28 protein-coding genes and 1 pseudogene are annotated in these 16,409 nt (G+C 31.0%); 28 read left to right on the top strand and 1 reads right to left on the bottom strand.

Annotated elements, in window-relative coordinates; genetic code table 11:
• Nucleotides 1–44 precede the first annotated feature (44 nt).
• The 10 genes and pseudogenes from ABMB67_RS07705 (at nucleotide 45) to ABMB67_RS07660 (ending at nucleotide 4,411) form a co-directional block, all read left to right on the top strand.
• Nucleotides 45–974 (top strand): DHH family phosphoesterase, encoded by a 930-nt coding sequence (locus ABMB67_RS07705; protein WP_354571613.1) that lies wholly within the window; start codon nucleotides 45–47, stop codon nucleotides 972–974.
• 20 nt (nucleotides 975–994) lie between these two features.
• The gene (locus ABMB67_RS07700) at nucleotides 995–1,300 is read left to right on the top strand and encodes a hypothetical protein (RefSeq protein WP_354571612.1); all 306 of its coding nucleotides are present in this window, start codon (nucleotides 995–997) and stop codon (nucleotides 1,298–1,300) included.
• A 137-nt stretch (nucleotides 1,301–1,437) separates the two neighbouring features.
• Nucleotides 1,438–1,683: a hypothetical protein gene (locus tag ABMB67_RS07695; protein WP_354571611.1), complete on the top strand. Its 246-nt coding sequence runs from the start codon at nucleotides 1,438–1,440 to the stop codon at nucleotides 1,681–1,683.
• Between the two features lie 94 nt (nucleotides 1,684–1,777).
• Nucleotides 1,778–2,074 (top strand): hypothetical protein, encoded by a 297-nt coding sequence (locus ABMB67_RS07690; RefSeq protein ID WP_354571610.1) that lies wholly within the window; start codon nucleotides 1,778–1,780, stop codon nucleotides 2,072–2,074.
• Between the two features lie 46 nt (nucleotides 2,075–2,120).
• Nucleotides 2,121–2,241: pseudogene (locus tag ABMB67_RS07685) on the top strand (AbrB/MazE/SpoVT family DNA-binding domain-containing protein); the annotation flags it as partial.
• A gap of 211 nt (nucleotides 2,242–2,452) precedes the next feature.
• Entirely contained in the window at nucleotides 2,453–2,812 is a 360-nt protein-coding gene (locus ABMB67_RS07680; protein ID WP_354571609.1) for a hypothetical protein, read from the top strand.
• A 37-nt stretch (nucleotides 2,813–2,849) separates the two neighbouring features.
• Nucleotides 2,850–3,230 carry a hypothetical protein gene (locus ABMB67_RS07675; RefSeq protein WP_354571608.1) on the top strand — a complete coding sequence of 127 codons (381 nt, stop codon included), beginning with the start codon at nucleotides 2,850–2,852 and terminating at the stop codon, nucleotides 3,228–3,230.
• A 57-nt stretch (nucleotides 3,231–3,287) separates the two neighbouring features.
• Nucleotides 3,288–3,575, top strand: a complete 288-nt coding sequence (locus tag ABMB67_RS07670) for a hypothetical protein (RefSeq protein WP_354571607.1) — start codon at nucleotides 3,288–3,290, stop codon at nucleotides 3,573–3,575.
• A gap of 36 nt (nucleotides 3,576–3,611) precedes the next feature.
• A complete protein-coding gene (locus ABMB67_RS07665) occupies nucleotides 3,612–3,830 on the top strand; it encodes a hypothetical protein (protein WP_354571606.1) in 219 nt (72 codons plus the stop codon).
• A 35-nt stretch (nucleotides 3,831–3,865) separates the two neighbouring features.
• Entirely contained in the window at nucleotides 3,866–4,411 is a 546-nt protein-coding gene (locus ABMB67_RS07660; RefSeq protein WP_354571605.1) for a hypothetical protein, read from the top strand.
• A 50-nt stretch (nucleotides 4,412–4,461) separates the two neighbouring features.
• On the opposite strand, the gene ABMB67_RS07655 is transcribed toward ABMB67_RS07660, so the two are convergent.
• Nucleotides 4,462–5,295 (bottom strand): ATP-dependent DNA ligase, encoded by an 834-nt coding sequence (locus ABMB67_RS07655; protein ID WP_354571604.1) that lies wholly within the window; start codon nucleotides 5,293–5,295, stop codon nucleotides 4,462–4,464.
• A gap of 90 nt (nucleotides 5,296–5,385) precedes the next feature.
• Between ABMB67_RS07655 and ABMB67_RS07650 the strand changes: the two genes are divergently transcribed.
• From ABMB67_RS07650 to ABMB67_RS07565, 18 genes are all read left to right on the top strand, one after another.
• Nucleotides 5,386–5,601: a hypothetical protein gene (locus tag ABMB67_RS07650; RefSeq protein WP_354571603.1), complete on the top strand. Its 216-nt coding sequence runs from the start codon at nucleotides 5,386–5,388 to the stop codon at nucleotides 5,599–5,601.
• A 52-nt stretch (nucleotides 5,602–5,653) separates the two neighbouring features.
• Nucleotides 5,654–5,971: a hypothetical protein gene (locus ABMB67_RS07645; RefSeq protein ID WP_354571602.1), complete on the top strand. Its 318-nt coding sequence runs from the start codon at nucleotides 5,654–5,656 to the stop codon at nucleotides 5,969–5,971.
• A gap of 36 nt (nucleotides 5,972–6,007) precedes the next feature.
• Nucleotides 6,008–6,241: a hypothetical protein gene (locus ABMB67_RS07640; RefSeq protein ID WP_354571601.1), complete on the top strand. Its 234-nt coding sequence runs from the start codon at nucleotides 6,008–6,010 to the stop codon at nucleotides 6,239–6,241.
• A gap of 23 nt (nucleotides 6,242–6,264) precedes the next feature.
• Nucleotides 6,265–6,522 (top strand): hypothetical protein, encoded by a 258-nt coding sequence (locus ABMB67_RS07635; RefSeq protein WP_354571600.1) that lies wholly within the window; start codon nucleotides 6,265–6,267, stop codon nucleotides 6,520–6,522.
• A gap of 40 nt (nucleotides 6,523–6,562) precedes the next feature.
• Nucleotides 6,563–6,760, top strand: coding sequence for a hypothetical protein (locus ABMB67_RS07630; protein WP_354571599.1), 198 nt, complete (start codon nucleotides 6,563–6,565; stop codon nucleotides 6,758–6,760).
• A gap of 32 nt (nucleotides 6,761–6,792) precedes the next feature.
• Nucleotides 6,793–6,972, top strand: a complete 180-nt coding sequence (locus tag ABMB67_RS07625; RefSeq protein ID WP_354571598.1) for a hypothetical protein — start codon at nucleotides 6,793–6,795, stop codon at nucleotides 6,970–6,972.
• A gap of 40 nt (nucleotides 6,973–7,012) precedes the next feature.
• On the top strand, nucleotides 7,013–7,483 hold the full coding sequence (locus ABMB67_RS07620; protein ID WP_354571596.1) for a hypothetical protein: 471 nt from the start codon (nucleotides 7,013–7,015) through the stop codon (nucleotides 7,481–7,483).
• A 19-nt stretch (nucleotides 7,484–7,502) separates the two neighbouring features.
• On the top strand, nucleotides 7,503–7,775 hold the full coding sequence (locus ABMB67_RS07615) for a hypothetical protein (protein ID WP_354571595.1): 273 nt from the start codon (nucleotides 7,503–7,505) through the stop codon (nucleotides 7,773–7,775).
• Nucleotides 7,776–7,795: 20 nt separating this feature from the next.
• On the top strand, nucleotides 7,796–7,990 hold the full coding sequence (locus ABMB67_RS07610) for a hypothetical protein (protein WP_354571594.1): 195 nt from the start codon (nucleotides 7,796–7,798) through the stop codon (nucleotides 7,988–7,990).
• Nucleotides 7,991–8,041: 51 nt separating this feature from the next.
• The gene (locus tag ABMB67_RS07605; protein WP_354571593.1) at nucleotides 8,042–8,263 is read left to right on the top strand and encodes a hypothetical protein; all 222 of its coding nucleotides are present in this window, start codon (nucleotides 8,042–8,044) and stop codon (nucleotides 8,261–8,263) included.
• 290 nt (nucleotides 8,264–8,553) lie between these two features.
• On the top strand, nucleotides 8,554–9,267 hold the full coding sequence (locus tag ABMB67_RS07600; protein WP_354571592.1) for a metallophosphoesterase family protein: 714 nt from the start codon (nucleotides 8,554–8,556) through the stop codon (nucleotides 9,265–9,267).
• A 64-nt stretch (nucleotides 9,268–9,331) separates the two neighbouring features.
• On the top strand, nucleotides 9,332–11,257 hold the full coding sequence (ligA, locus tag ABMB67_RS07595; RefSeq protein WP_354571591.1) for an NAD-dependent DNA ligase LigA: 1,926 nt from the start codon (nucleotides 9,332–9,334) through the stop codon (nucleotides 11,255–11,257).
• A 130-nt stretch (nucleotides 11,258–11,387) separates the two neighbouring features.
• Nucleotides 11,388–11,678 (top strand): hypothetical protein, encoded by a 291-nt coding sequence (locus ABMB67_RS07590; protein ID WP_354571590.1) that lies wholly within the window; start codon nucleotides 11,388–11,390, stop codon nucleotides 11,676–11,678.
• A 172-nt stretch (nucleotides 11,679–11,850) separates the two neighbouring features.
• Nucleotides 11,851–12,441 (top strand): HNH endonuclease, encoded by a 591-nt coding sequence (locus tag ABMB67_RS07585; RefSeq protein ID WP_354571589.1) that lies wholly within the window; start codon nucleotides 11,851–11,853, stop codon nucleotides 12,439–12,441.
• 304 nt (nucleotides 12,442–12,745) lie between these two features.
• Nucleotides 12,746–13,465 carry a hypothetical protein gene (locus ABMB67_RS07580; protein ID WP_354571588.1) on the top strand — a complete coding sequence of 240 codons (720 nt, stop codon included), beginning with the start codon at nucleotides 12,746–12,748 and terminating at the stop codon, nucleotides 13,463–13,465.
• 129 nt (nucleotides 13,466–13,594) lie between these two features.
• Nucleotides 13,595–14,713, top strand: a complete 1,119-nt coding sequence (locus ABMB67_RS07575) for a hypothetical protein (protein WP_354571587.1) — start codon at nucleotides 13,595–13,597, stop codon at nucleotides 14,711–14,713.
• 55 nt (nucleotides 14,714–14,768) lie between these two features.
• Entirely contained in the window at nucleotides 14,769–15,737 is a 969-nt protein-coding gene (locus tag ABMB67_RS07570; protein WP_354571586.1) for an AAA family ATPase, read from the top strand.
• Nucleotides 15,738–15,791: 54 nt separating this feature from the next.
• Entirely contained in the window at nucleotides 15,792–16,397 is a 606-nt protein-coding gene (locus ABMB67_RS07565; RefSeq protein WP_354571585.1) for a YorH family phage-derived protein, read from the top strand.
• Nucleotides 16,398–16,409: the final 12 nt, after the last annotated feature.

The following is a 16,409-nucleotide window of genomic DNA, read 5'->3' as shown; positions in this document are numbered from 1 at the left end:
TGGTACTATGATTATAAGTTAAATAGTAAAAGGAGGAATAGATTATGAAAGTTAAATTATTTACCCATACCGATTTAGATGGAGTATCTTGTGGAATCGTAGCTTCTTACCAATTTAATGACTTGGATATCACATATTGTAACTATGATGATATCGATAATAAAGTGAGTGAGTTTATTGCTGAGAAAGCATATCTTCTATATGATTTAATTTTAATCACCGACATTTCAGTTAACGAACATGTAGCTAAAGAAATTAACCAATACATAGCAGATAAAACTGTCTTATTGGATCATCACGCTACGGCAGAATGGTTAAATGAGTACAAGTGGGCAACAGTTGACGATATGGAAACACAAATTATCTCTGAAGATAGCTATACTAATGTAAAATCAAGTGGAACTTCGATGTTATTTGATTATCTTTGTGAAAAGTATGATTGTTATGATTTTGAACTGTCAAATTATGTAGAAAAAGTAAGGCGTTATGATTCTTGGGAGTGGTCTACAAAATATAATGACATTCATGCTAAACAACTCAATGATTTATTTTTTATCTTAGGTAGAGATTTATTTTTTAATCGTTTTTCAAACAACATTTCGGTTGATTTCACGAAAAATGAAGAACAGGTTTTAAAAATGGAACAAAATAAAATTAATAAATATATTGAAATGGCAAGCGAGAATGTAATGCAAACTAATGTCCTTGGATATAATGCTGGTGTTGTATTTGCAGAACAATACACCTCACAACTTGGCAATGAGCTTGCTAAGAAAAACCCTCAATATGACTTCATTGTAATTATCAATCCACAGCAAAGAAAAATTAGTTATCGAGGAATTAATGAGGATATCGATCTAGGAAAAGAAGTAACTGCCAAGTTTGGTGGTGGTGGACATTCACGAGCTGCAGGAAGTGAGTTTGATGAGGAATTACTAAATGGATTTATTGATGGCTTGTTTAAAGAAAAGTAATTACAGAAGGGAAGTCAATCATGTCACGTCAAGAATATGCTATTCCAAGCGATCCAGACGAGTTATTTAATGATGTAGAAAGGAATAGTGGTAGCATGAGCTATCACATAATCGATTACACTGAAGGGTTTGATATGGATAATATTCAATCGCTAAGTTATTTTGTTGAATGTGTTGGCATCCATGAAGATTCCGTAGAAGAAGATCATGGAACGCAAATTTACATTAGACATCCGGCTTATGCGAAGAGAGTAGTTATTGATAGTTCGGGGCTAGGTGATTTTTATTCACATGGGTATGAATGTCAGTGGGAGGACATAGAATGAAAATAGAATTAAAAATGGAAGTGCATTAAAAAATAGTAAATAGTGAGAACAACACAAGAGTGAAAAGAAGCAACAATATAAAATGGCTCGGACTTAATAAAAATAAATAAAATAACAATTTAGAAAGAGTGATAATTATGAATAATCATGGAAAAGTTGGTGAAGCTGTATTACTTAAGTTCACATCAGCAAAGATCAACGAAATGTGCGGTAAAAGTGAAAGTATCAAATTTCCAAACAAAACAACATTAAGTCCAGAGGAACTTAGTCAATTTTTTAGTGGCTTATCCTCAGCTTTACCAGTTTTAATTGATGAAGATACTAAAGGAGATTACGAAGTCGTTTGTAAACATGGTGTAGAGGTTCATTATTTTAATAAATAAGCAGAATAAGACACAATAATATAAAAATAATCAAATAAGAAGAGATAAATATTGATTATCTATCTAATTCTTCTTTGATACAGGGGGGGATTAAGTGGATCAAGCAATTAGATTAAATATCACTGGTATTAAATGCGACACAAAAGATTGTGATTATAATGATGATTCGGTCAAGGTAGAAGAATATTCAGAATGGCTTAATAAACCTTGTCCTAAATGTGGAGGTAATTTACTGACACAAGATGATTATGACAATGTACGAATGATGATTAATTTGACTAATGTACTAAATGCTGTATTACCAACACCAACAGAAGACGAAGAATTTTTTAATATAAAGGTTGATATGAACGGAACCGGAAAAATTGACATGAAAATCGAAAAAGAATAGCCGAAATTCTATTTAAAACAACATTTTCAGAGAGGGTTGAATTCGTTTGAGACAGGTAGGTGTCGTAAGAAGAATTGATGATTTGGGAAGAGTTGCAATCCCAAAGGAAATAAGAAGAATCTTAGGATTTCAAGAAGGAGATCCAGTCGAAATATTTGTTGATTCAGAAAATAAAGAAGTTACTTTAAAACCGTACAAGATTGTGGATTATAGGAAATTGTGGGAAGAATTGAAGCGAGATTCGTCGCTCAAAGTAAAGATGATGGAGCTAGAAGAAGAATATAAAAATAAATATCTTTAATATTGATTGACTAAAAGGAGTATTTAGAATTATATGTGAACAAATGAATTAAGCTAAATAAAAACGAGGTGTAAACTATGTTTTTTATAAGTGTGGTATTTTCAGTAGCTCTGATCGTATCAATAATAAGTTGGTCAGTACATATTTCAATGGTAAAGGAGCAACCAGAAGAGTATGGTTATGCAACGTTTAAAAAGTTTAAAAAAGAATTTGATAAGTGTAGATGGGAAATTCAGGGGTATCATGGTAAAACAATAGCGAATTTTGCATTGTGGGATATGAGAGATGGCTCTAAATTTGGTGCTTCAATAATTCAATTTCAACATAAAGGAATGATTATGAATAATCCTTTATGTTGGATGAGAGCAGTATTATATGCCAAAAAGACCTATGATTCTTTAAACATGAAGAAGACTAAGAACACTGTTAAATGGTAGATTGTTTAAAGTAGAAATTTTAAAGGAGTGAGTCGAAATGAGATCAACGACCTTCAATCCAATGGATAGAATTAATTTTATTTTAGAAAAAAATGGAATCTTTGGCAAGGCAGATTATATCGTATATGATTCTAACCTGACAAAAAATAATGCGTTAGAATTTAGTCGCTCTCTAAAGCATGATGGAACTTTTTACTTTACTGATTCATTGATTGAGGACGTACTTTTGACATTGATAAACAAGAAGATAGTAGAAAGAAATAAATTGTCAAATGATGATATTAAGAAGCTAAAAGATATTAGATATAGGATTGGAAATATGACATTAGAAACTGAATTTGGGGTACCAGTAAAACATTTTACAGGTTCAAAAGATACTGTGAAAATTCCAATTAAAATTGAATATATATTTGGTTGAAGTGGGACACGTTGGAAGTGATATAACATAAAGTTGATTAAATTAGAGGTGTTTTGTATGAATATCAATACTTTCATCAGCGATTATCGCAACGGAGAACAACTACATAAAATTTGTGAAATGAGAGGCTACGATAGAGCGGAAACATTAAAGCTCATTGAAAGCATTAAGAACAACAATAAATCAGGAAGAGCTGTCAATCAGGCATTTAAAGAACTACTAACAGACAGATATTTGAATGGTGGTAGTATTTTGTCAATGAGTAATGAAATTGGTTCAACTTGGTCTACTGTTAGAAAGTGGATTGATGAAGTTGTTGAGCAGAGATATGGGAAGGTTGTTTAAAAGAGCGATTTTAACTTAATATAAAGGAGTAAATAAATGAAATTATTAAAAATGGCAAATGAATTGAATGAGCAAATTAGCAACCTAGAAAGTCAATTATCAGATATCATGTGGGAATTAAACGGAAAAGAATTCGATTACAAAGGTATTGAAGTAACTATTATAGATATTGATTTAGGCAACAAAAAAATGTTAATTGAACCTGTTAATAATAGTAGAATATCGCACTGGGTAAGCTTTAAACATTTATTTTAAAACTAATCTTTTAATTAGAAGCGGAGGAGTAAGAAATGGATAAGAATTACAAAGAAATTGGGTTTTTTGCAGGGAATACTATTGAAGATGCTGTTAATGAATTAATGGGATACAGAGAAAAAGGAGAGTTAGTTTGCGGTGATTTTAACGGTGTCATGTTATATTCTGACACAGTGACTATGGATAGTGCCTACAAAGGAATCACTGGTAAGACGAAAGCAGAATTTGACAAGCAACAACAAGAATGGCAAGAAGATTATGATAGACGTAAAAAAGAACATAGAGAAAACATTCCAGAGCAATCAAAAGTTTGGATGGAAAAAGCTAGAGGAATTATCGCTGAGGACAAGCTAGACTTTTGGGATGAGATTGTTCCAATTAGATTGAGTGACTTATATCAAGGTATGGAATTAGGTGCTTGTTTAGAGATAGTAGAAATCCTCAACAACAATGGAACTTTTGAAGAAGCAAAGGTAGCGATTGATAATCAGGGTCATTCGGGAATGTCATTTGGGTTGGTGTGCGCTATGATTAAGGAATTTTCCGAAAGAGGAAGCGAGTTTGTTGAATTTGTTAGATAGCAGGTTTATAAATTAAATTAGAACTAATATTTGAATGAAAAAAGAGTGGGTTAGCTAACCCACTCTACAAATGAAGAAATCCTCAATAAGTTGTTTTTAGTTAAATTGCGATATTTAACTTTGCATTTCAAATAAGGCTCTAAATAAATAAATTTGTCAGTCTCATTTGTAACATGATCACCAAAAGTTTTATATAGATACTTTCGAGCTTGAGGTGGCATAAATTCCATCACACCAAGATATTTACCTTCATTATCAGATAATGCCACTCCGAACTCACCTTTACGCAATCCAGCTACATAAACGTTTTGATATTTATAATTAATTAACTTCAGCCAGTCATGACTTCTTTTATTAATTTGATACTTTGAATTAATACTTTTGACTACAATACCTTCGAGATCTTGTTGCTTAACAGCTTCAAAATAAGCCGCTGAATTTCCTTGTATATATTGAGTCTCAATTATTATTTGTTGATCAGTAGAAATAGCTTTTTGTACATATTGCTTGCGATCAAGCAAAGGTAAATGAGCAATCTTTTCATTGTCGTAATAGATAATATCAAATACTGCAAACTGTATGTTTACTTGACTAATTAACTTTTTGGACTTGAATCTACTCATCATTAATTCAAAATCTGGCTTACCGGAATCATCTAATGCGATTAATTCACCATCGAGTACAGTTCCATCAGGAATATCAAACTGCAGCAGCTCAGGAAATAGTGAAGTTACTTCGTTATTATGGCGTGTATATAGCTTAGTTTTATTATTAAACTTGCTCATAATTAGACGTATTCCATCTAGTTTTAGCTCAGTAATATAGTCATTATCTTCTAATAGTGGCTCCTTAATTGAATGTAGAAGCATGGGAGATACAAACATATAATTCACCTCACTTTAATATTAGAAGATAACGAGATGATAATCATTAGGATTTTGAAGTTAATTGAGGAATGTTAAGGGAGTGTAAGAATGAATTTAGAGAAATTAACTGATACCGAAAAGGAAGTTTTAATAAAAATTTTATATGAGGAAATTGATATGAAAAGAGAAAAAATTAAAGAGCCAACAGTTAGATTCTCTTCGAGAGTAGCGGAAGAAATGAATACTAGAATAAGTAAAAAGATTGATGAATATGAATTAATCTTATTTAAGCTAAAAAATAGTTTGGGTTATTATGATATATAAAATGCAATTTTTTGCTCTTTGAAGAAATGAAATAAATTATGAGGTGAAATAAGTGCAACTTTCTAAGCATCCTGTCACAAGTAAAAATGGGAACACATACAAAGTAGATGTTTATAATGATGGTTGGGATTATTTAGTAGAAATATTTAAAGAAAAGCAAGTTAATACCTTATTTGGTAAGAATAAAATTAAATTTATTAATGTGTTTAAGAGTGGCTATTATATTTATCCTGAATGGGGCTATGATTTTAAGGGCATGGCAAAACATGCCGTAGAAAAATATGAAAGTAGTCTCAAAGAGAAAAGAGAACGGAACGAAAAATTAGAAAGTAATATTGAGTTATTTAATGAGTGGGATGGTAAGTGTTAATAAGAAATTGGATTATATTTTGAGGAGAGTTAGTATATGCCAAAATTAGATAGTTATTATGAGAAAAAAGCAAAGGAACAGGCGTATCTAGTTTTAGAAAAACTAGATGATAATATCTATGAAGTAATAAAAGATGATCAAGGAACTTTTTCTGGTAGCTTATATGTAAATAATAACGATGTCTTAGATTCACTGAATAATGAATTAAAGGTTTTAGTAAGTGACAGAAGTAGTAATTATCATTATGTGAACTTCCAAGTAATGGTATGAAATGTTTTATTGGAGGCAGGAGAATGATTGAAAATAAACAAGTTAAAGAAATATATGATAGATGGAATAGGATATGGGGTAATCGTGAAGCAGATCTAGAATCAAGATTAAAATCATACGTTATCATGAAACATATTTGTGTGCTAGTGGGTATATATGAGAGCAATAGTGAATTAGATGATGAACAAGTTGACGAACTATTTATTAAATACGACGAAGATTTCAAGCCTATATTACCTGAAGAAATACCAAGATTATTAGACTCACTGAGGTCAGAATAGTTTAATTGAAATGCTTTTTTAAATGAAAGGAGAATGAGACATGTTGAGTATTATCGGCAGTGATAACTTTTCAATTAAGCGAAGTGGAACGATCACAAGTTCGGATAGTTGGGAAAGACAACTTAATCAATACATATTAGAAAGCCGAAACGGAAATACAGAAGAATATATGTATTTTGATGAAGCGCAAGTCAATGAGTTAATCAATCTACTGCAAAAAGTAAAAGAAGTTCTTTAATATGTTTGTTTTATGGAAAGTGAGGGGTATTAATGAAAGTCCAAGATAGTATATGTGCAACGTGCAAGCATTTTTGGCATGAGTGCAATGAGCATTTGGGGAATGATGATTATGGTTGTGCAGAGTATTGCTATAGTGATGATAAAGATATTCAAGACCGCTTTTATGATGAGTATGAAATAAAAGAATGTGAAGGTTATGAAGAACGTTAAATCTAGATGAAATATTCGTATTATTTAAAGGAGGAATTAAATGTTTAAATTAAAACTATGGTTGCAGCAGAAAAAACGCAACGCTCGCAACAAATGGTATGAATTAATGAAGCCATTGGCAAATTACTTAACCGAGCGAGACAACAAAAAGTATCAGCGAATTAAAAATTCGATCACTAAAGATGAAGCTGTTGCATATCTAGCAAAAGGGATTCAAAGAGAATTAATAAGGTTTCCAAAGGATTCAATTTATATTTTAATATGTGATTGGTTTAACGATGATCATCTAAGTGGATATTATAAAATTGGATGCTATAATACCCAATATCTTAAAAAAGGTAGAGAAAGGATCGCATTAAATAAGTTCCGTTGGGATATTGAAATGCAAGAATTAGTAATCGAAAAGTTGAGAACAGTGAAAGGCATTAAAATAACAGAGGAAATTCAGAATTTCAGATGGGAAGGCATCGAGAATTACAAAAAAACATACATAGTGTCCATAGAAAAATAAAACATAAGGAGCTTTAGATTTGGGTAAATATCGTAAGAAACCAGTAGTAATTGAAGCATGGAAGTTTAATGAGAAGACATTCAGCAATGATATTCCTGGCATCCAAGATAGGGCAATGTTATCTGAAATGTGGAGTAATAAAACCGCAGAAGATGGACGTTATTATATTCATACATTAGAGGGCGAAATGACAGTAAGGGATGGTGACTATATCATCAAAGGTATTTCAGGGGAATTTTATCCATGCAAGACTGATATTTTTGCGGCTACATATGAGAAAGTTGAAGATTGAATAAAATAGGAGGATATGAAATGAGAAACATTATGGACATGATTGTAGATGGTTTAAGCGTACTGGAAGATAAAAACCTCACTTTGATTGACTTTAATAAGGAGCTATCTGAAGTGTATGTTTTTACAGATCAAGGTAATTTTACAATTACATTTAATGAGGGAATTCCTCAAGATGTAATAAATATGATCGAGAGTTTTTATATGAGTTTCTAAAATTAATTAAAAATTACCTTTTATCCAAAAAATTAATTTAGGAGTGATAGTATGAAACAATGCAGAGTGCAATTAATTGATGTCAACGGAGATATTATTGAAGAGACAGAAATTAAAATTTATGATGGTGATACACTTATTATGCAATATCCTGAAAATCTAACTATGGAGAGTGCAAGCGATTGCTTCAAGCAGCTTCAACGAGGATTAGAAAGCGGAGCAATGATTGGGTTGCCAGATTGCATTACTTTTAAGGTAATTAAAATTCTATAAGATAGTAAATTTAATTAAATAAAATAAAACACAGCTTTTAAGTAGAAGTAGGGAGAAGGTGAAACATGTTCTTTGGAGACGAAGATATTATAAAAAACTTTTTAAAATTTAATGGCTTTAAAGATATGACACTGAAGAATAAGATATTGTGGATAATTTATTATCCTGTTTTTATAGTCACTATTCTCATGTTTATAATTGGCTATTCAATAAGAAAGATTGAGGGCAAGTTCAATAAAGGAAAATTAAAATAGCTATTTGAGGAGATGATACATATTAAGCGTACATTAGTGATTAGCGATATTCATGGTTGCTATAATGAATTCAAAAAGTTATTAGGAAAAGTAAAATATAATTCAGTCAATGATCAACTGATTTTATTGGGTGATTATATTGATAGAGGGAAGGATAGCAAAAAGGTCGTTGAATTCGTTAAGGAGTTAGTTGAAGTATACGGAGCTATTGCTCTTAGGGGTAATCATGATCAAATGGTTCAAGATTGGATTAGAAAACCTGCAAAGTTAACTGAATGGTATTTTCGTAATGGGGGTTTTGAGACAATTAAGTCATACATCCCTACTGCAGAAGAAGATGTTTGGTATCTTGATACATACGTGAAATGGGCTAATATGTTTTGGACAGAATTTAATGAACACACGGAGTTTTTATCAAGCTTACCTTACTATCATGAAGATGATAAGCATATCTATGTTCATGCAGGGATCAATCCCATGCTGCAAGACTGGAAGCAAACAAGTAGAGAAGAGTTTATTTGGATTCGTGATGAGTTCCTAGATGGAGACCACAAGCAAAATAAAACAGTAGTGCACGGTCATACACCGTGCTTACATCTACATGATACAGAAGATATCTATTTTGGAGACAAGAAAATTGGAGTTGACGGAGCTTGTGCTTATGGATTTCAATTAAATTGTCTTGAGATTAGCGGGGAAGGCTATAAAACATATTTTGTCGAGTCAAATAAAGAGGGCATTGGATGGTAACAATAATACAACTATATTTAATAGTGTGGTTCGTTGTAAGTTCATTCGAAGGAGGCTGTAATTATTGGAGAAAATAAGGGAATTAATTAAAATACTTAATGAAGCCAATGATGCTTATTATAATAAAAATGATTCTTCACTAAATGATTCGGAATATGATCAACTGTATGATGAATTGCTACAATTAGAAAGAGAAACAGGAATAATCTATTCTAATACCCCTACTCAGAATGTAGGATATGAAGTTAAGTCTAAATTAGATAAAGTTGAGCACCCTGAACCTTTATTGTCATTAGATAAAACTAAAGTAATCGAGGAATTAAAGTCATTTGTCGGTAATCGGGAATGTATACTTAGTTTAAAATGTGATGGGTTAACAACTCGTATTGTTTATGAAAATAATAAGGTTAAATTAGGTGCAACTCGTGGTTCAGGATATATTGGAGAAAATATCACTCATAATGTTAAGACATTACATTATATCCCTATATCCGTTACAGAGGATTTATCGGTTGTAGGAGAGTCCATTATTACATATAAAGATTTCGAGAAGATTAACACTAAGCTTGAAGAAGAAGAAAAGTATAAATCTGCACGTAATTTAGCAAGTGGATCAGTCAGACAACTAGATAGTAAAATATGCAAAGATAGAAATGTTAAATTTTTAGCTTTTGGATTGTTGGATTCTACTTCTAAATTTAAAACTAGAGAGGAAGAGCTGCACTTTTTAACGCTGAACGGGTTTAAAGTAGCTACTTATATTAAAGTTAATAAAGACAACCTTGAATTTGCAATTGAAGCACTTCGTGGAATTGCTGAATTAGAGGATATTCCAATTGATGGCTTAGTTTGTACCTATAATGATATAGAATATGCTAAATCACTAGGTCACACTTCTAAATATCCAAGGCATTCAATTGCTTTTAAGTTTGACGATGCAGTATATATAACAAAGTTTTTAGGTGTAGAAGCTAATACAACTAGAACTGGAATGATTTCATTAACTGGATTATTTGAACCTGTTGACATTGACGGAATAACGGTTAGTCGTGCTTCACTTCATAATGTAGATATATTTGAGGAATTGAAGCTAGGTGTAGGAGATAGAATTACAGTTAGACGTGCAAATATGGTTATTCCACAAATTATGAGCAATTTAACACGTAGTAATTCAATTGAGCTACCTGATAAATGTCCAGCTTGTGGATCTTCTACAGTTATTAAAACAGCAAAAGAGGCTCGTTTTTTATATTGCAGTAATGAACAATGTACATCGTTAATCGGTAAGAGATTGGAGCATTTTGTTTCTCGTGATGCAATGAATATTCAAGGGTTTTCAGAAGCAACAATAAATAAATTTATTGATCAAGGATTTATTAAATCAATTCCAGATATTTATTATTTAGAGCAATACGCTAATCAGATTATTAACTTAGATGGCTTTGGTCAGAAGTCATACAATAAATTAATAAAATCAATTGACGACTCCAAGCAAACAAAATTTGAAAATTTTATTTATGCTTTAGGTATTCCAAATGTAGGTAAATCTACAGCTAAAACATTAGCAGCTAATTATAGAGTTTCAGACTTTTCCACGGCAACAAAGGATGATTTAATGAAACTAAGTGATATTGGAAATGTAGTGGCTGACAGCATTGTTTGGTGGTTTAAAAAGAAAGAGAATAGAATGCTATATGATGAATTGAATGAAGTTGGCTTATCTTTTCATCGAACTAATGAAGCAATTGAAGACAGTTCAATTAGTGGAAAGATTTTTGTAGTTACAGGATCAGTTAGTATTTTTAAGAATAGAAAAGAGCTACAAGCTAAGATTGAAAGTCTGGGTGGGAAAGTGTCCAGTTCAATTAGTGCAAAGACAGATTTTTTAATTAATAATGATATTAACTCAACAAGCGGAAAGAATAAAAAAGCAAAAGATTTAGGTGTAAAAATAATTGATGAAGAAACGTTTATTGAGCTAATTAATTAAATAAAATAAATTAAATTATATAGTTGACTTTAAATTTAATGTGTTGTATTATAGTAATTGTAATAAGAAATTATCACAATACAAATTAAATAAATTTAATTAAATAATATACATAAATAGAGGTGGAGTTATGAGTGGAAATAAAGTTGAGAGAGTTTTTGTGCAAGGTAGCGTAAGTTTTAATATTAGTTGCAATGATCTTATGGGGTTGGTGACAAAAGAGCAAGCAGATGATAAGGAATATATGAAACAATGGCTTGTCGATAAAGCATTCAAATTAATTGACCTTGCCAGCAAAGAAGTTGAATTTGATTATGAGAAGAAAGTGCTTATCGACGAAGAATTAGCTGACAAGTACACAGGAGAAATTATTACAGATAAAGAGTGGAAAGAGATTAGAGAAAACAATAAAGGAGAATGATTAAGATGAAATATGGAATTAAATTAGATAATGTTGATGGAGACATTTAGTACACCTAAAGAAGCGTATGAAGCTGGAGAGTTTGCGTATAATGAATCAGGATTATTCCATGAAATTGTAACAGTAGTTAATTCAGCTAAAGGATTGAATGATTGAAGGGGGAATTTAAATATTGGAAGATAGGTTTATAAATGGATACAAACTAATTTATATGCCTAAATCAAAAATGGCAATGAAAAGTGAGAACTGGAAAGGCTATATATACGAGCATAGATACATAGCATCAAAAATAATAGGAAGAGATTTATCGCAAACTGAAGTTGTTCATCATATAGATGGAAACAGAAATAATAATAATATTGAAAACCTTCTTGTTTTGAGTTCAGGGTCAGATCATAGAATTTTACATTGTGGATTACCTTATGAGCTGATTTATAACGGAGATGGCACTTTTAGATGTGAGCTACTTAGATTTAAATTATGCAAGCATTGTGGATCTCCTATTAACTCAACTAAGGAAAATAGAATATACTGCTCTAAAGAGTGCTTCCGTCAGGAGTTAAAACATATTAGCAAGTCCTCAATTATAGAAAAGGAAGAACTACATAATTTATTGATACATAATACGTTTGAAGAAGTTGGACGATTACTGGAAGTATCAAGTAACACAATTAGAAAATGGTGCAAAAAATATGAGATGTCAACCAAATCATCAGATTATAAAACAGGAATAAAAAGGAAAAGTAATCACTACCGAAAGTAAGGCGAAAAGAAATAATAAATATGTATCTTGAAGGAGGGTCATTCTAGGTCTACAGTTACTAGGATAGTGAAATTAGAATCAAAAAATATTCATAGTTCTTAATAGATTGATAATTTACATGCTTTATAAATAAAATAAATTAAATTATATAAAATTGTGATTTTATGAAAGGGGGGTGAGAACGGTGAATGTGAAAAATAACTTTACTGCTCTAATGAATAAGTTTAAGTAATGAGTCAAGTAAAAAATATTAATCTTGTAACATAAAAGGGTCACGACCAATCGTGAAAATGAGAGGAATATAATGAATAAAGAATTATTAGATGAAACCAAAATCCATTTACAGTCGAGTTTAGAGAAAGCAGTGAGTCAATTATCTTTGGAAAATGAAAAAGAATTTAAAACGTTAATTGACACCTCTAGTAGATACTTGAATTTAATCCTGTCAAGCCGACCTTTACCTGAAGATATTCATCAAGATATTCTTGAAGTTAAAAAAATGATGTTAAATTTAATTATTAGTCTCACTAGAAATGTAAAATTAAGTTTGAGTAAAGGGGATTTCAAGTCTCATCATATGTGGAGCGTAGCATATGAAAAATTATCTTTGATGATTGAGTCTTTGGAGAAATCATGTAGCAGTCCACAGTATAAAACTCAAGCACCACCTGATGTTGGGAAACATTGCTTCATAAGGGCTTTAAATAGCGATCAAGGAAGAGCTAATGTTACTGGGGTAAAAATTCTTATGGTAGATTTCATAAAAAATAACGATTCCAACTATGTTACAAAAATCAGTTTAGTTGAAGAAAATGGAGTTAGAAATAGACCTTATACTATCAATGGGAACTTTAGAAGTATAACACTAGATATAGCCGAGAAAATTCTAAGCTATAAACCGGATCGAGTAATTATTGATGGAGTAGGTATAGGAAAAGGTCTTATTGATACATTTAAAGATTTTCAGGAAAAGAATTTATTCACGTTTGAAATTTTAGATAATGGAAAAGTAATATATAAATAGAATTTAATTATAATATATTGAAGGTGATAATAATAGAATTTACAAAAAGTGAACGAGCACCACCCCTTTAATCTTACAGCTAATACAAACAAATATAAAATAATTGTAAATTAAAAGGGAGATGTTATTTTGAGTGAAAATAATCTAAAAAGACAGACATATGGTAATTTCGAACTGAGAGGGAAAATTACAGTTGGAGAAGATTCTTTCTTTTTAAATCAAAAAGGGAGTAATAATAAAAACTTTATTTACCATCGGATGAATCTAAGAATGGATGATGGTAAAGGTGGCAATTTCTTTTTAAATGTTATGGATGGTTATGATTCAGTTAAAGGTAAAAAGATTTTCGCTCAAATTAAAGATGGAAATTTTGATGATAATCTTGAAGTTAGTTTTGCTGATAGACATAACCCTGAAATTTTAAAGAATATTGACGATAGAGCATTTATTCGTGTTGCAGTTGATCGAATTGAAGATGAAAATGGGAAGAAAGTTTTTGATTATAAGCACTTCCTAACAATGTATGATGCCATCGAGTTCTTAAAGGAAAATTTAAAATCGGATATGATTGTCTATGTGAGAGGACAACAACGATTTAGTAAGTATAATGACAATCTAAATAAGGATTTAACAGTTAAAACTTTTCTAGTTCTTCCGGCAGAAGAGGAGCATGAATTAGGCTTTAAATTTAATCAACAAATTCTTCTTGATAAAGATTCAGTTGATACTACACAATGGGAAAAAGAAAATGTCGCATACATAAAATCAAAGCTTTACTATACAAAATATAATAAAGAAACACAATCAAAAGAGCCAAACATTCTAGTTTTACCGCTTGTTGTACGAGCAACGGATGATAAAAAAGAAGTAATTAAAAAGATGATTGATAAATTCTTAAAGGTAGAAGGAAGTAAAGTTCGTCGTATTCAGGTTGAGGGTTATTATAATTCTGGATATGCTCAAGGCAATGTTAAATTGGAAGATTTGCCACCGGAAGCACTCGAACTTATTGAAGATGGTATTTATACGGAAGAAGAAGTTCAGAAGATTTATGCTAATCGAAATCGAGTAGATGAAATGGTCGTTGTACGTCCTGTCATCATCAGAAAAGAAGAAGGTGATTTACCTAAAGTAGATATGGATGACAACGAATTTGAAGAGTCTGACCTCAACAGCCTGCCTCCTGAAGTAGAAGAAGTTGAGATTAAAGTTGAAGAAGAAGATCTAACGTTTTTAGACGATCTTTAAGATAAAGTTATCACTTACTCAATTATAAAATAATAAACATAGTGGAGGTTATTTAATGGGATTTAGAAAACCAGAAGAACGAAAGCAAGGATTAAAAATTTTAGCCTATGGCGAAAATAATGCAGGTAAATCTTTATTTGCTTTATCATTTCCTAGTAACGGGATTATTGATTCTGAATCAAAAATTGGGGTTTATGAAAACGATCCAGAATATAAAGATAATATTGCTGGTATCGCTGATACATCAGACTACTTCGAAACACTTAATCTAGCTGAGGATGTAGTTAGCAACCCTGATACATATAAAACATTTACTATTGATTCATATACCAATATTTATAACGGGATGCAAGTTGCAGCTATGGAGAATGAAGAGAATCGTGCAAGAAAAAAAGGTGGAAATGTTGATGATGCTACAGTTTCGCAGCGAGGATGGGGTAAGGTTAAATTAAACACTATCCGTTTTGATGGATATATTGCTCAAGCATCGGCTAAAGGCATTACAGTTATCGCTGTAGCCCATAAAGATGACATCAACAAAGAAGTAAATGGTAAGCAGGTTAAAATTGGTGAAAAACCTTCGCTTAGGAAGAATGCAGAACATACCTTTGATGTAGTGTTACGTTTCTTTAAAGAAAAAGATATTGCAACTAATGAATATAAATTTTATGTAGAAGTAGAGAAAGATACTACAAAAACGCATAAAATCGGAACGAAAATTGAAAATGCTACATATGAACTTTTCAAGGATTATATTGAAAAAAATAATAAAGGCAAGACTCTTGAGACAAAGTATGATAAGCAAGTCGAATCAAATATTAATTCAATGGAACAAGAGCAGGAGTCTCATGATCAAGTAGTAGCAGAATTTAAAACTCTATTTGCCGAAGCGACTAAAAAAGATTCTTCGAATAAAGAAGTAATTGCAAACGTTATGAAGGAGAAAGGTGTAGTCAAATACACAGATCCTACGAAAACTACTGAGCTTAAAGAAGTAATCGAATTTATTAAAGGATTGGCTTAATGTTAAATTTAATAGGTGGGATTAAACTCCCACCTATTTTAAAAGGTGATAGATTTGAGAAAAAGTAAAGATCACTATACTTGTTTCCAGTGTAAAAATCCTGTACTAAAAATTGAATCAAAAAAAGATTCTATTATTAATAAAGACGGTAAGATTATAAATAAATATTTTCATGACGATTGCTATAATGAGTTTCTGAATAATCGAAAAGAAAAAGAAGAACTGGATCGAATTTGTCAATATGTCAAAGAAGAAATTCTTCAATATAAGAGCAATCAAAGGGTTCCTACTCATTTAGTTAGACGGATACAGGCATTGAAATCAGGACAAGAATATGGAGTCTCAAGGAATAGCAAGGTTTATGGAAATGAAAGTGGATATTCTTATGAGATCATACTAAAAACTTTTAAAGCTAAAAAGTTTGATATTATCAGAGGGATTAAAGATAAAAGTAAATTTAAAAATGATACCCATAAAATAGATTATATAATGGTTGTCATTATTAACAATATCAATGATATTTTGGAGAGAATTGAAGCTAAGAAAAGCAGTGATAAACGACTTAATGAAATTAACTTAGACTTTAGCGATGAAAAGAATTATAAAAGAAATAAAATTAATGATAATAAAGTTGCTAATAAGCTTCGTGATATTTGGTAGGGGGATGATAAT

It is taken from the genome of Halalkalibacter oceani (assembly GCF_040544555.1).
Lineage (GTDB): Bacteria > Bacillota > Bacilli > Bacillales > Bacillaceae_D > Halalkalibacter > Halalkalibacter oceani.
The sequence above is the reverse complement of the archived record's forward strand: the minus strand, read 5'-3'. Positions and strand labels throughout refer to the sequence as shown.

What these genes read in the sequence shown, in the direction of transcription:
- ABMB67_RS07620 (WP_354571596.1), top strand. Translation starts at nt 7,013, where the DNA reads ATGTTTAAATTAAAACTATGGTTGCAGCAGAAAAAACGCAACGCTCGC.
- ABMB67_RS07680 (WP_354571609.1), top strand. Translation starts at nt 2,453, where the DNA reads ATGTTTTTTATAAGTGTGGTATTTTCAGTAGCTCTGATCGTATCAATA.
- ABMB67_RS07570 (WP_354571586.1), top strand. Translation starts at nt 14,769, where the DNA reads ATGGGATTTAGAAAACCAGAAGAACGAAAGCAAGGATTAAAAATTTTA.
- ABMB67_RS07605 (WP_354571593.1), top strand. Translation starts at nt 8,042, where the DNA reads ATGAAACAATGCAGAGTGCAATTAATTGATGTCAACGGAGATATTATT.
- ABMB67_RS07635 (WP_354571600.1), top strand. Translation starts at nt 6,265, where the DNA reads ATGATTGAAAATAAACAAGTTAAAGAAATATATGATAGATGGAATAGG.
- ABMB67_RS07695 (WP_354571611.1), top strand. Translation starts at nt 1,438, where the DNA reads ATGAATAATCATGGAAAAGTTGGTGAAGCTGTATTACTTAAGTTCACA.
- ABMB67_RS07625 (WP_354571598.1), top strand. Translation starts at nt 6,793, where the DNA reads ATGAAAGTCCAAGATAGTATATGTGCAACGTGCAAGCATTTTTGGCAT.
- ABMB67_RS07610 (WP_354571594.1), top strand. Translation starts at nt 7,796, where the DNA reads ATGAGAAACATTATGGACATGATTGTAGATGGTTTAAGCGTACTGGAA.
- ABMB67_RS07590 (WP_354571590.1), top strand. Translation starts at nt 11,388, where the DNA reads ATGAGTGGAAATAAAGTTGAGAGAGTTTTTGTGCAAGGTAGCGTAAGT.
- ABMB67_RS07630 (WP_354571599.1), top strand. Translation starts at nt 6,563, where the DNA reads ATGTTGAGTATTATCGGCAGTGATAACTTTTCAATTAAGCGAAGTGGA.
- ABMB67_RS07655 (WP_354571604.1), bottom strand. Translation starts at nt 5,295, where the DNA reads ATGTTTGTATCTCCCATGCTTCTACATTCAATTAAGGAGCCACTATTA.
- ABMB67_RS07660 (WP_354571605.1), top strand. Translation starts at nt 3,866, where the DNA reads ATGGATAAGAATTACAAAGAAATTGGGTTTTTTGCAGGGAATACTATT.
- ABMB67_RS07705 (WP_354571613.1), top strand. Translation starts at nt 45, where the DNA reads ATGAAAGTTAAATTATTTACCCATACCGATTTAGATGGAGTATCTTGT.
- ABMB67_RS07700 (WP_354571612.1), top strand. Translation starts at nt 995, where the DNA reads ATGTCACGTCAAGAATATGCTATTCCAAGCGATCCAGACGAGTTATTT.
- ABMB67_RS07580 (WP_354571588.1), top strand. Translation starts at nt 12,746, where the DNA reads ATGAATAAAGAATTATTAGATGAAACCAAAATCCATTTACAGTCGAGT.
- ABMB67_RS07640 (WP_354571601.1), top strand. Translation starts at nt 6,008, where the DNA reads ATGCCAAAATTAGATAGTTATTATGAGAAAAAAGCAAAGGAACAGGCG.
- ABMB67_RS07665 (WP_354571606.1), top strand. Translation starts at nt 3,612, where the DNA reads ATGAAATTATTAAAAATGGCAAATGAATTGAATGAGCAAATTAGCAAC.
- ABMB67_RS07675 (WP_354571608.1), top strand. Translation starts at nt 2,850, where the DNA reads ATGAGATCAACGACCTTCAATCCAATGGATAGAATTAATTTTATTTTA.
- ABMB67_RS07670 (WP_354571607.1), top strand. Translation starts at nt 3,288, where the DNA reads ATGAATATCAATACTTTCATCAGCGATTATCGCAACGGAGAACAACTA.
- ABMB67_RS07650 (WP_354571603.1), top strand. Translation starts at nt 5,386, where the DNA reads ATGAATTTAGAGAAATTAACTGATACCGAAAAGGAAGTTTTAATAAAA.